Below are 12114 nucleotides of genomic sequence, written 5' to 3' on the forward strand. Positions count from 1 at the left end.
CATGGCCGCGAACCTGACCGAGCAGGTGCGCGGCATCGTCAAGGTGGTGACCGCGGTCGCCAACGGCGATCTCAAGCAGAACTTGACGATGAAATCGCGCGGCGAGGTCGCCGCTCTCGCCGACACCATCAACAACATGACCGAGACGCTGGCGACCTTCGCCGACCAGGTAACGTCGGTGGCGCGCGAGGTCGGCGTCGAAGGTCGGCTCGGCGGCCAGGCCAACGTGCCGGGCGCTGCCGGCACCTGGAAGGACCTCACCGGCAACGTGAATCTTCTGGCTGCCAACCTCACCTCGCAGGTGCGCGCGATCGCCGAGGTCGCGACCGCGGTGACAAAGGGCGACCTGACGCGATCGATCCAGGTCGACGCCCGCGGCGAAGTCGCGGAGCTGAAGGACAACATCAACACGATGATCACGAACCTCCGTCTGACGACGGATGTGAACACCGAGCAGGACTGGCTGAAGACCAACCTCGCCAAGTTCACCAACATGCTCCAGGGACAGCGCGATCTCACCACGGTCGGCCGGATGCTGCTCACCGAATTGTCGCCGCTGGTGAACGCCCATACCGGCGTGATCTACCAGGTAGAGAACGAGAACGACCCGCAGCTGCTGTTGCTCGCCTCTTATGCCAGCGACGGCGTCTATCCCTATCAACCCGTGCTGCAGTTCGGCGAAGGCCTGATCGGCCAATGCGCGCTCGACAAGCGGCCGCGCGTCGTCTCCGACATTCCGGCCGACGTGGTGCCGATCAACTCGGCGCTGTTCCGCGTCGCGCCGAAGAACCTCGTGGTGCTGCCGGTCCTGTTCGAAGGCCAGGTCAAGGCCGTGATCGAACTCGCCTCGCTGGTCTCCTTCACGACCTCGCAGATGACGTTCCTGGAGCAGCTCACCGACTCCATCGGAATCGTGCTCAATTCGATCGAGGCGACGATGCAGACCGAAGGCCTGCTCAAACAGTCGCAACAGCTCGCCGGCGAGCTGCAGACCCAACAGCGCGAGCTGCAGCAGACCAACGACCAGCTCGAGCAGAAGGCGCAGCAGCTGGCCGAGCGTAACGTCGAGGTCGAGCGCAAGAATCAGGAAATCGAGCAGGCTCGCCGCGCGCTTGAGGAAAAGGCCACCGAGCTCGCTCTGACCTCGAAGTACAAGTCCGAATTCCTCGCCAATATGAGCCACGAGCTCCGTACGCCGCTGAATTCGATCCTGATCCTGGGTCAGCAGCTCACAGACAACCCGGACGGCAACCTCTCGGCCAAGCAGGTCGAATTCGCCCGCACCATCCACGGCGCGGGCACCGACCTGCTCAATCTTATCAGCGACATTCTCGATCTCTCCAAGATCGAGTCCGGCACGGTGACGGTCGACGCCGAGGAAATTCTCACCGCGAACCTGCTGGAGACCGTGGGCCGGCCGTTCCGGCACGAGGCGGACAACCGCAACCTGTCGTTCAAGATCGACGTCGATCCGAACCTGCCACGCAGCATCGTCACCGACTCCAAGCGCCTGCAGCAGGTCCTGAAGAACCTGCTCTCGAACGCCTTCAAGTTCACCGCCGAAGGCGAGGTGCGCCTCAAGGTCGCCGGCGCGATCGGCGGCTGGGGAACGGATCATCCGGTGCTGAACTCCGCGCCGGCCGTGATCGCATTCGAAGTGTCCGATACCGGCATCGGAATCCCGTTGGAGAAGCAGAAACTGATCTTCGAGGCCTTCCAGCAGGCGGATGCAGGCACGAGCCGAAAGTACGGCGGCACCGGACTTGGGCTCGCGATCAGCCGCGAGCTCGCGAGCCTGCTCGGCGGCGAGATCCATCTGCGCAGCACGCCTGGCAAGGGCTCGTCCTTCACGCTATATCTGCCGCTGAAATATTCCGGCCCGACCCTTGCGCCGCGGTCCGCGCCGGCGCCGCAGCAATACAGCCAGACTCCGGCTCTGCAACCGCCCGCGCCCGAGCAGCGCGTGATCGAGCAGCTTCCCGACGACCGGTTGAACCTCGAGCCTGGCGACAGCATCCTCCTGATCGTCGAGGATGACCCGCATTACGCCCGGGTGCTGGTGGATCTGGCCCGCGACAAAGGCTTCCGGGTCCTGGTCGCGGCCCGCGGCGGGGAAGCGCTGGAGCTCGCCAAGCAGTACCAGCCGACCGCCGTCTCCCTCGACGTGTTCCTGCCTGATATGCTCGGCTGGACCGTGCTGAGCCAGCTCAAGCACAATCCGCTCACCCGCCACATCCCGGTGCAGATCATCACGCTCGACGAGGACCGCCAGCATGCGCTGGCGCGCGGCGCATTCTCGTTCGTCAACAAGCCGACGACGCCCGAAGGCATCTCTGCCGCGCTGACGCAGATCAAGGAGTATGCGCGGCCGCGGCGCAAGCGGCTGCTGATCGTCGAGGACAACGAGGCCGAGCAGCTTTCGATCCGCGAGCTGCTGCATCATGACGATATCGAGATCGTGACGACGGACACCGGCGCTGGCGCGCTTTCGACGCTCCGCATGCACCCCTGCGACTGCGTGGTGCTCGACCTCAGGCTGCCGGACATGAGTGGTTTCGAGGTGCTGGATCAGATCCGCAACGACGAGACACTGTCGAACATCCCGGTCGTGGTGTTCACCGGACGCGAGCTTTCCGCAGAGGAGGACGCCGAACTGCACACCATGGCGCGCAGCATCGTGGTCAAGGGGGTGGAATCGCCCGAGCGCCTGCTCGACGAGACCGCGCTGTTCCTGCACCGCGTGATCACGGAATTGCCGGTCGAGAAGCAGCGTATGCTGGAGAAGCTGAATAGTTCCGACGAGGACCTGATCGGCAAGACCGCCCTGCTCGTCGACGACGACGCCCGCAACATCTTCGCCCTCTCGAGTGTGCTCGAACGCCGTGGCATGAAAGTGCTGACGGCGACGACCGGCAGCGAGGCGGTGACACTGGTCGAATCCAATCCGGAGATCGCGATCGTGCTGATGGACATCATGATGCCGCAGATGGATGGCTATCAGACCATCGGCGTGATCCGCGAGAACCCGGCCTTCGCCCGTCTTCCGATCATCGCCTTGACCGCCAAGGCGATGAAGGGCGACCGTGAGAAGTGCCTCGAAGCCGGCGCGTCCGATTACCTCGCCAAGCCGGTCAACACCGACCAATTGCTGCTTGCGATCCGCATGTGGCTGCATCGCTGAGTTGGGCCCCGTATGGACCAGGACAAGGTCAATATCCTTCTCGTCGACGATCAGCCCGCCAAGCTGCTTGCCTATGAGGTGATCCTGAAGGATCTCGGCGAGAACCTCGTGATCGCCTCGTCGGGACGCGAGGCGCTCGAGGTGCTGCTCAAGACTGAGATCGCGGTGATCTTGGTCGACGTCTGCATGCCCGAACTCGACGGCTTCGAGCTCGCCGCCATGATCCGCGAGCATCCGCGGTTCCAGAAGACCGCGATGATCTTCATCTCAGCCATCCAGGTCAGCGACATGGACCGATTGCGCGGCTACGAGATGGGCGCGGTCGATTATGTGCCGGTTCCGGTCGTGCCGGAGGTGCTGCGCGCCAAGATAAAGGTGTTTGCCGAGCTTTACCGCAAGACCCGCGAACTCGAACGGCTGAACCACGATCTCGAAGACCGCGTCCGCGCTCGCACCGCGGAACTGGAGCGTTCCACCGCGAAGCTGCGCGAAAGCGAGCAGCGGCGCAGCATGGCGATCGCTGCCGGCAAGATGGGGTCCTGGGACTGGGACTGGGTCAGCGGCGATTGGATGTGGGATGAGGGGCAGTACCGCATCTTTGGCGTCGACGCGGAGAGCTTCGAGGTCAACCCGGCGAATGTTCAGGCGCTGTTGCATCCCGATGACGTCGATCAGTTGCGCAGGGCGATCGCCGAATTCAGCAAAGGCACGCGTGCCTATGAGACAGAGTTCCGCATCGTGCGGCCCGACGGCGAGGTTCGCTGGTGCGTCGGCACGGCGGCTGCAACGGTCGACGAGAGCGGGCGCGTGGTGCGCGTCAGCGGCGTCACCGTCGACATCACCGAACGCAAGCGCGCCGAGGAGCGGCAGAATCTGCTGGCGCGGGAAGTTGATCATCGCGCTAAGAATGCGCTGGCGCTGGCGCAGTCGATCGTGCGTCTCACCCGGGCCGACGAGGTCAAGGCCTATGTCAACGCCGTCGAGGGACGCATCAATGCGCTGGCGCGCGTGCACACCATCCTGTCGCTGTCGAGCTGGCAGGGTGCCGAACTCTCTAAGCTGATCGACGAGGAGCTTGCGCCCTACTCGCTCGGCGGCCAGATCAGATTGGCCGGGCCCGAAGTCCAGCTGCTGCCGACAACGGCGCAGACACTTGCGCTCGCGCTGCACGAGCTCTTCACCAACTCGGCGAAGTATGGCGCGCTCTCCACGCGATCGGGGCGGCTTTCGATCGCCTGGCAGATTGAGGACGAACTCCTCACCCTGAGCTGGGAGGAATCCGGCGGTCCGTTGGTCATGACACCGAAATCCCGCGGCTTCGGCACGCGGAGCCTGCTTGCGAGCGTCGAGTCGCAGCTTGGCGGACAGGCGCAGTTCGATTGGCGCGCCGAGGGCCTGTTGTGCCGCCTGGAGGTCCCGTTGACGCGCAAGGCCTCGGCGACGACAGCACCCGGCAAGTTCGACGCCGCCGGCGCCGCCGAATTGCAACGCGCGTCCGGTTAACCGGACGCAGCGCTCGTCATGCGCCGGACCGTCCGCGGTTCGCGTGCGACCCGCCCTTCCAGCCAGGCTTCCGTTCGCGCGAGATCGCGCAATGCCCTGGCGTAGCGGCGTGCCGCGCTTCGCTCCGCCCCGTTCGGGAGCTTGCGCGCCTTGCGCAGGATGTCCGCGGCCGCGTTGCGATAGGCCAGCGAGCGGTAGAGAAAGACTACCTTACCCATATTGATGTTCCCGTTTTGCTGGGCTCCATCCTCGCAGGCCCGGCATGAACGTCGCATGAAAGCCGGCGACAACGATTCCTCCACTCGAAAGGAACCTGGTAATCACGCTGGCGTTTGCATGCCACAATTCGGGATGCGGTCCATGCGCAGAAGGCATCAGCTGATCTCAGCCACCGGCCTCATCAAGCTGTTGACGCATACAATGATGGGCGCAGCCCTCGGCCTCACCTTCACCCTCACGCTTGTCCTGTCCAACCCGGCCGTGGCCAACTTGCTAAACAACGGCGGAAGCCAGGCGATCGTGGTCGTCGCTCTCACCTTGGTGATGACGTTCGCGATCGGCGCCACCCTTACGGGCGTCGTGTTCATCCTTACAGAGGACAAGGAACCATGAAGGGTGCGTGACGCACTATGCGACGACCCGTTTAGGGTTTGTGCGCGAACGAGGGTTGCCTGCGTCAATTTAGCCGTGATTCTCCCGCATGTCCGATCACGCGTGCGGGATCACCAGCGGTCGTCATGCGCGACCGCGCACCCGGTCCCGAATGTCGGGCAGAACGTCGGTGCCACCAGCCGCCTTCCATTCCCCGATCAGGAGGTTGATCCTCCGGCGCAAATCCATCTGCGCCAGGGCCTTTTCAGTGCAGTCGCGATCGCGCTCGACGAGGTCGCGCACCGACACCTCGACGTCGGCCATCTCAAGCCTCAAGGCTCTGATTTTGCGTCGAATTTCGCTAATTCTGTTGTCCATGGCTTGTTAGAACAAAATAGGAACATATAGTCAAGTCACGATTTCGGAACGGAGAAGTCAGATGCCGGTGCAAGGTAAATACGACGCGCGGGTTTTCCTGAGCGAGCAGATGACGCGAGCGCAGGGGCTCAAGCTGAAACGGCTGAGCGAGGAAGCTTATCAGCCTGCTCAGTATTCGCGTGATCTCTCCTTCAGCGAGGCCGCACAGCGCATCCGAGCGTTGGAAGCGGAGATCGAGCTGGCGAATTCCTTCTAGACTGCATCGCGCCTTCCGGAGTGTTGCACACGCGCTCCCGGAACCATGCCTGTACCGAAGGGTTCTTCTCGGCCAAGGGAGAACATGCATGGCACGCAAGGCAAAGAAACGCTACTCACGCAGCTCGGGCAGCGATGTCGCGAGCGAGATGCGGCGCTACAAGAAGGGGACCGCGAAGAGCGGCCGTGGAGGACGCGGCGGCCGCGTCAAGAGCCGCAAACAGGCGATCGCGATCGGACTGTCGAAGGCGCGCAAGAAAGGCAAGAAGGTCCCGAAGAAGGCATCGAAGCGAACGAGCGCCAAGAAGACCTCCAAGAATACGTCCAGGAAAACATCCAAGAAGTCGTCCAGGAAGTCCTCGAGGAAATCATCGAAGCGTAAATCCTCCACACGGTCGCGCTGACCTGTTCACATCATGCTGCCTGGCATGAAGCAGCGGATCGAAACCCCGAACGCCGTCTTCACCGGCCACACCATGGTGCGGCCGGCCCGGTTCGGCTCGGTGATCACGGCGTCGTCCGGCACCTCGATCCACTGCCCGTCGAGACGCACACGGTAACGTCCGTTGTGCGATTCCCAGTCGGGATCGGCAACGGCGAAACCATCCGCGTCCGAGCAGCATGGACCGAGGCGACTGCGCAGGCTGTCGAACCAGGGCTTCAGGGGAGAATTCGCGTAACGGCCATCGTCGCGCCCGAACGCGTTTCCGCCTGAAAGAACCAATGGCGCCACGAGCAGCGTGCTCCACAGCGAGAACTTCAATCGATCCATGTCGGCACCGATCAACTGCGTACCACCGGCCCGTTCCACAAAGCGGTGGCAGGTTGGAAGTTCCAAGATTGCAACCACATTTGGCGGCGCCCATTGCCGTCTGCAACGGGAATTGGAACTGTGATGAGCCAAGAGGCTCTTTCAGACGACCTGCGTCGCTGCGGCTAACAAGAATGTTATCCGGACGTCCACGGGACTTCTGAGGATGAACAGGAAAGGCGGCCCGAAGGGCCGCCTTTTTTCTAACCGATGTTGCGCGCTCGGCTTAGGCGAGCGGAACCGCGACGAATCTTGTCGCCTCCGCGCTTCTGACCTGCAACAGCACGCTGCGCTTGCCGGACGACTTGGCCTGCGCCAGCTCCGAACGGACGTCGCCGACACTGGCAACGGCCTTGCCGCCGACATTGAGGATGACGTCGCCGGTCTGAATGCCCCGCTGAGCTGCCGGCCCCTGCGGATCGACCTCGGTGACGACGACACCGCTCTGACCTGCACCCTGGACGTCGCCAGCCGGTGCCAGGCTGAGACCCAGGCGCGGCGTGCCGGCATTCGGCTGCCCCCTACGCTCGTCGGAATTGCGATTTTCTTTGGCTTGCCGCTCGTTCGGCAGCTCGCCGAGCGCCAAAGTCACCGTTTTGCTGTCGCCCTTGCGGAACACCTCGAGCTTCACCGACGTACCCGGTGCCAGGGTGGCAATGGTGCGGGCAAGATCGCGGGAGTCCTTGATCGCGGTGCCGTTGACGGCGGTGATGACGTCACCGGCCTCGATGCCGGCCTTCGCCGCCGGGCTGCCATCTTGCGGATTGTCGACGATTGCGCCGCGCGCCTCCTTGAGGCCGAGGCTGTCCGCAATATCCGATGTCACGGGTTGCACCTGCACGCCGAGCCAACCGCGGGTGACCGCCCCCTTGTCCTTCAATTGCGCGACGACGAGCTTGGCGGTCGAGGCCGGAATATCAAAGCCGATGCCGACGGAGCCGCCCGAGGGCGAGAAGATCGCCGTGTTCACGCCGATCACGTTGCCGTTCATATCGAAGGCCGGGCCGCCTGAATTGCCCTTGTTGATGGGCGCATCGATCTGGATGAAGTCGTCATAGGGACCATTCCCGATGTCACGACCGCTGGCCGAGACGATGCCGGCGGTCACGGTGCCGCCAAGACCAAAGGGATTGCCGACCGCGACCACCCAGTCGCCGATGCGCGGCTTCTGGTCGGAGAATTTGACGAACGGAAAATCCCTCCTGCCATCGACCTTGATCAGCGCCAGATCGGTCTTCGGGTCGGTGCCGACGACCTTCGCCTTGTAGGTCGTGCCGTCGTCCATGGTGACCTGAACGGATTCGGCGTGATCGACGACATGGTTGTTGGTCACTGCATAGCCGTCGGCGGAGATGAAGAAGCCGGACCCTTCACCGGTGATCATCTGGTGACGCTGGCGCGGCATGCCGTTCATGCCGCCCGGAAAGCGGAAACCGAATTGCCGCGAGAACTGGTCGAACGGCGTGTCCTCGTCCGAGTCCATACGGTTCTGCTGCAGCATTGCGCTCTTGTCGTTGTCCCGGTCGATCCTGACCCGCACGGAGATAACCGCGGGTTTGACCTTGCTGACCAGATCGCCGAAGCTCGGTGGCGTCGCCGCGGCCTCCGCAGCCTGAGCCGGCGCAATGAAGGAATTCATGCCGAACGGCGAAGTGCCCGGCGCAATTGACAGGGCGGCTACGCCCAGCGCGGCCACGGTGCCGAGCAGCGCGAGGCGGCGCGGCCGCAAGATCTTGCGAGACGTGGTGGTGTCGGAATTGACGCGATCGTTCATGTCGAAATGTCCATGTTGAGCTGGTGTCGCCTTGACCCCAACATGGTCGTTGCCACCTTACGGGGTCCCGTCCGTCCGATTAAATCTCGGCAAAGAATGAGGCAGCGGGCGCGGCAGGAAAATCACCCCTGCCCGTTTGATACAGCTCAACATGGGTCCTTCGCGCCGTGAAAAACTGCGATCATCGGATGACGACCGGAGGCGCGCCATGTACAAAGATATTCTCGTCCACATTCCCACCGAACGTCCCATGCGACCCGCAATCGAGGGCTCGATCTCGCTCGCGGCGCACCTCAACGCCCATCTCGACGCGGTCGCGGTGGGCTATGTCACAACCAGTGTAGCCTACGTGATGGAGGGGGGCGCGGCCGTGGCGGCCGTGTTCGAGCTGGAACGCGAGCGCGCCGTGGAACGGGCCGAGGCAGCGCTGGCCGTGTTCAAGACCGAAGCGGCGAACGCCGGCATCTCCTACGCCTGCCACCCGCTCGGCGCGATCCCGGCGGACGCAGCCGAATCGCTCGGCGAGATGGCCCGGCTGCACGACCTCAGCATCGTGCTCCAGCCTGATCCGGCGCAAGGCTCGTTCGACAACGACGTGCCAAGCGAGATCCTGTTCCAGGCGGGCGGCCCGGTGCTCTTCCTGCCTTACACCTTCCGTGGAGCCTTCAAGGCAAACCGGATCGGCATCTGCTGGGACGGCAGCCGTCTCGCCGCCCGAGCAGTGCGCGACGCAGCGCCGTTCCTGGCGCGCGCCACAGAAATCGTGGTCATCACCATCAACGAACCCGACGCCGGCTCCGGCGAAGCTTCAGCAAGCGGTCTGGCAAGACATCTCGGCCGGCGCGGTCTGTCGACCCGCATCGTCGGCCTGTCGGCGACGCGCGCCGACATTCAGCCGACCATCCTGTCGCTCGCGGCCGATGAGAGCCTCGACCTCCTTGTGATGGGTGGCTACGGCCATTCCCGGTTGCAGGAGCGCATTCTCGGGGGCGTCACGCGTGCCATGCTGGAGGCCATGACGGTCCCGACACTGATGACCCACTGAGCCGCGCCGGCTTGGCGCCATCACGCCGCGACGGGAGCTTCCCATGTCGCGGCTGCGGGGGTGTCCTCGTCCTGAGACACATTGCAGGCGTCGAAATATGCCTTGAGCTCGATGTCGGCGAGATGTTCGAAATGTTCGGCTTGGCCGAGGAGTTCCCAGTTCTGCAGCGGCCGGTAGGCCGCCTGCTGTCGACAGAGGGATGCCAGCGCCCGGTAGCGACGTACGTTCTCCATGAGACCCTCCCTCGCATTTGCTGGGGGTTATCGCCCCAGTTTGCGTCAGGCCGATGGCGGTTGCGCGAAAGATTTGCTGCGCCCCGCACCCGATTTCGGCTCGCTCCTGGGAAATGCGTATTCGGCTCAAAGTTCCAAACGCGCCGGCGGACGCTCGGCCTCACGCGGGTCTACCGGATCGGCCCCCATCGCTGACGCGCATCCGCTGCGCAGCATTGTCTTGCCGCTTCGGGATCCGGCCCCTCTCAGCGGCGAGGCGAATGGCCTGGATGTTTGCACCATACTCGGCAACGCCCTTGCCGCGAAACACGGCGGAACCCGCGACCAGCACATCAGCTCCCGCCGCCGCCACGACAGCGGCATTGTCGGGCGTGATACCGCCGTCGACCTCGAGCCGGATCGGCCGATCGCCAATCATGGTCTTGATCCGTTCGATCTTTTCAAGCTGGGGCTCGAGGAAGGACTGGCCGCCGAATCCCGGATTGACCGTCATCACCAGCACCAGATCGACGCGATCGAGCGCATAGGCGATCGCACTCTCGGGCGTGGCGGGACAGAGGCTGACACCGGCCTTCTTGCCGAGCGCGCGGATCGCCTGGAGCGAGCGGTCCAGATGCGGGCCGGCCTCGGCGTGCACCGTGATGATATCCGCTCCAGCTTGCGCGAACGCTTCGAGATAGGGATCAGTCGGCGCGATCATCAAATGCACGTCGAAGATCTTCTCCGTATGCGGCCGGATCGCCTTGATGACGTTGGCACCGAAGCTGATGTTCGGTACGAAATGTCCGTCCATGACATCGCAATGGATCCAATCGGCGCCGGCCGCGTCGATTGCCGAAATCTCCTCGCCGAGCCGCGAGAAATCCGCAGCCAGGATCGAGGGAGCAATGATGATCTCTCCGGTCATGGCTCTGCACTCCGCGCATCGGCGCCGCCGCTGAAGACCCGGCTCGCCAACACGTCCATGGCATCGATGGTTTCGAGATCGGCGACATCGAGCATGCGGTCGAGATCCGACACCAGACGATCGGCCTGCCGCAGGCGAATGCGGTCGACCGCGTTACGGATCGAGCGCGCATTGGAGAAGAACGGCTGGGTGCGGCGTAGCGCGATGTATTTCTCGAAGGCTTCCCGCGCTGCTGCCGAGAAGCGATAGCCGCGCTCTTTCAGCATCAGCTCGGCGATGACGAGCAGCTCGGCCCCGGCATAGTCTGGGAATTCGATGTGGTGGGCGATGCGCGAGCGGAAGCCGGGATTCGAGGCGAAAAAACTGGTCATCCGCTCGCCATAGCCGGCGAGAATCACGACGAGGTCCTCGCGCTGGTTCTCCATCACCTGGAGCAGGATCTCGATCGCCTCCTGCCCATAGTCACGCTCATTGTCGGGGCGATGCAGGTAATAGGCCTCGTCAATGAACAGCACGCCGCCCATCGCCTTCTTCAATATCTCCTTCGTCTTCGGCGCGGTGTGGCCGATATACTGGCCGACGAGATCGTCGCGTGTCACCGAGATCACCTGGCCGCGCCGCACGAACCCAAGTCCGTGCAGGATCTTCGCCATGCGCAGCGCCACGGTGGTCTTGCCGGTGCCGGGATTGCCGGTGAACGACATGTGCAGCGTCGGCGGCGCGGAAGCGAGGCCCGCCCGCTGCCGGACACGTTCGATCAGCAGCAGTGAGGCGATCTGGCGCACGCGGCTCTTCACCGGCTTGAGCCCGATCAGTTCCTGATCGAGCTGTTGCAGCGTATCCGTGATCCCGGCCGCTTCGGCCTCCTTGCGGAGATCGAAATGGGTCTCGCCGGGTTCGGTCGTCGTTGCATCGGGCACGTCGAGCATCGGCTCCTCGAAGAAAGGAGCTTCGCCGCGGGGGAAGCGGCGAAGCAGTGGTCCGCCAAGGATACGGAGCAGGGAGAGCCCCGTGCGGAGGTGAACAGCTCAGGTTGCGGCCTGCGCGGCCGGCTTGCGCACCGTGGTGTAGCGAACGGCGCGGCCACCGACTTCCTGGCGCACCAGTTCGAATTCGGCCTCCTGCTTCGGCCGGTTGACGAGGAAGGAGATCCGCACCGATTCCCAGCCATGGCTGGAATCGAAGCCGCTGATGCGGATGTAGCGGTCGCTGTACACCTTTCGGCACTCGGCCAGCTCCATCATCACACCTGCGGCATCCTGGAGATCGAACATCGGCAGCCCCCACATCTCCCAATAGGTGTTGCGGGGATGCGGATCGTCGGTGAACTCGATGTTCACCGCCCAGCCGTTGGCGAGGCAATACTGCACCTGGCTTGTTATCTGCTGGTCGGTCAGATCGGGCAGGAACGAGAAGCAGCCCTGGGTCATCTTCAT

The 12114-nt window shown here is 63.7% G+C and carries 12 protein-coding genes and 3 pseudogenes; 7 read left to right on the forward strand and 8 right to left on the reverse strand.

The window, feature by feature from the left end:
• Position 1 precedes the first annotated feature (1 nt).
• From ASG57_RS39925 to ASG57_RS05490, 3 genes and pseudogenes are all read left to right on the forward strand, one after another.
• Positions 2 to 1297, forward strand: a pseudogene (locus ASG57_RS39925) (HAMP domain-containing protein); the annotation flags it as partial.
• A 261-nt stretch (positions 1298 to 1558) separates the two neighbouring features.
• A pseudogene (locus tag ASG57_RS39930) lies at positions 1559 to 3181 on the forward strand (response regulator); the annotation flags it as partial.
• Between the two features lie 12 nt (positions 3182 to 3193).
• Positions 3194 to 4684 carry an HWE histidine kinase domain-containing protein gene (locus tag ASG57_RS05490; protein ID WP_057195821.1) on the forward strand — a complete coding sequence of 497 codons (1491 nt, stop codon included), beginning with the start codon at positions 3194 to 3196 and terminating at the stop codon, positions 4682 to 4684.
• Here ASG57_RS05490 and ASG57_RS05495 read toward each other — a convergent pair.
• The gene (locus ASG57_RS05495) at positions 4681 to 4902 is read right to left on the reverse strand and encodes a hypothetical protein (RefSeq protein ID WP_024340323.1); all 222 of its coding nucleotides are present in this window, start codon (positions 4900 to 4902) and stop codon (positions 4681 to 4683) included. The two genes, ASG57_RS05490 and ASG57_RS05495, sit on opposite strands and share 4 nt — an antisense overlap.
• 142 nt (positions 4903 to 5044) lie before the next feature.
• On the opposite strand from ASG57_RS05495, the gene ASG57_RS05500 reads away from it, so the two are divergent.
• Complete coding sequence (locus ASG57_RS05500) at positions 5045 to 5296, forward strand: hypothetical protein (RefSeq protein WP_502690752.1); 252 nt, start codon at positions 5045 to 5047, stop codon at positions 5294 to 5296.
• Positions 5297 to 5360: 64 nt separating this feature from the next.
• On the opposite strand, the pseudogene ASG57_RS05505 reads toward ASG57_RS05500, so the two are convergent.
• Positions 5361 to 5599, reverse strand: a pseudogene (locus tag ASG57_RS05505) (hypothetical protein).
• 115 nt (positions 5600 to 5714) lie between these two features.
• On the opposite strand from ASG57_RS05505, the gene ASG57_RS05510 reads away from it, so the two are divergent.
• Together ASG57_RS05510 and ASG57_RS05515 are read left to right on the forward strand one after the other, a co-directional pair.
• The gene (locus ASG57_RS05510; protein ID WP_024340325.1) at positions 5715 to 5909 is read left to right on the forward strand and encodes a DUF3072 domain-containing protein; all 195 of its coding nucleotides are present in this window, start codon (positions 5715 to 5717) and stop codon (positions 5907 to 5909) included.
• Positions 5910 to 5997: 88 nt separating this feature from the next.
• The gene (locus ASG57_RS05515) at positions 5998 to 6312 is read left to right on the forward strand and encodes a DUF6496 domain-containing protein (RefSeq protein ID WP_057195823.1); all 315 of its coding nucleotides are present in this window, start codon (positions 5998 to 6000) and stop codon (positions 6310 to 6312) included.
• Positions 6313 to 6317: 5 nt separating this feature from the next.
• Here ASG57_RS05515 and ASG57_RS05520 read toward each other — a convergent pair whose 3' ends face one another.
• Both ASG57_RS05520 and ASG57_RS05525 read right to left on the reverse strand, forming a co-directional pair.
• Positions 6318 to 6680 carry a hypothetical protein gene (locus tag ASG57_RS05520; RefSeq protein WP_024340327.1) on the reverse strand — a complete coding sequence of 121 codons (363 nt, stop codon included), beginning with the start codon at positions 6678 to 6680 and terminating at the stop codon, positions 6318 to 6320.
• 265 nt (positions 6681 to 6945) lie between these two features.
• The gene (locus tag ASG57_RS05525; protein WP_024340328.1) at positions 6946 to 8493 is read right to left on the reverse strand and encodes a Do family serine endopeptidase; all 1548 of its coding nucleotides are present in this window, start codon (positions 8491 to 8493) and stop codon (positions 6946 to 6948) included.
• Positions 8494 to 8701: 208 nt separating this feature from the next.
• Here ASG57_RS05525 and ASG57_RS05530 point away from each other — a divergent pair, with 208 nt between their 5' ends.
• A complete protein-coding gene (locus tag ASG57_RS05530) occupies positions 8702 to 9538 on the forward strand; it encodes a universal stress protein (protein ID WP_024340329.1) in 837 nt (278 codons plus the stop codon).
• A gap of 20 nt (positions 9539 to 9558) precedes the next feature.
• Here ASG57_RS05530 and ASG57_RS05535 read toward each other — a convergent pair whose 3' ends face one another.
• From ASG57_RS05535 to ASG57_RS05550, 4 genes are all read right to left on the reverse strand, one after another.
• Positions 9559 to 9771, reverse strand: coding sequence for a hypothetical protein (locus ASG57_RS05535; RefSeq protein WP_024340330.1), 213 nt, complete (start codon positions 9769 to 9771; stop codon positions 9559 to 9561).
• A 160-nt stretch (positions 9772 to 9931) separates the two neighbouring features.
• The gene (gene rpe, locus ASG57_RS05540) at positions 9932 to 10678 is read right to left on the reverse strand and encodes a ribulose-phosphate 3-epimerase (RefSeq protein WP_057195824.1); all 747 of its coding nucleotides are present in this window, start codon (positions 10676 to 10678) and stop codon (positions 9932 to 9934) included.
• Positions 10675 to 11607: a CbbX protein gene (gene cbbX / locus ASG57_RS05545; protein ID WP_057195825.1), complete on the reverse strand. Its 933-nt coding sequence runs from the start codon at positions 11605 to 11607 to the stop codon at positions 10675 to 10677. The genes rpe and cbbX overlap by 4 nt, the downstream gene beginning before the upstream one ends.
• 99 nt (positions 11608 to 11706) lie before the next feature.
• Positions 11707 to 12114 carry a ribulose bisphosphate carboxylase small subunit gene (locus tag ASG57_RS05550; protein ID WP_024340333.1) on the reverse strand — a complete coding sequence of 136 codons (408 nt, stop codon included), beginning with the start codon at positions 12112 to 12114 and terminating at the stop codon, positions 11707 to 11709.

This window comes from Bradyrhizobium sp. Leaf396, from assembly GCF_001424605.1.
In the GTDB taxonomy this organism is placed as follows: Bacteria; Pseudomonadota; Alphaproteobacteria; order Rhizobiales; family Xanthobacteraceae; genus Bradyrhizobium; species Bradyrhizobium japonicum_C.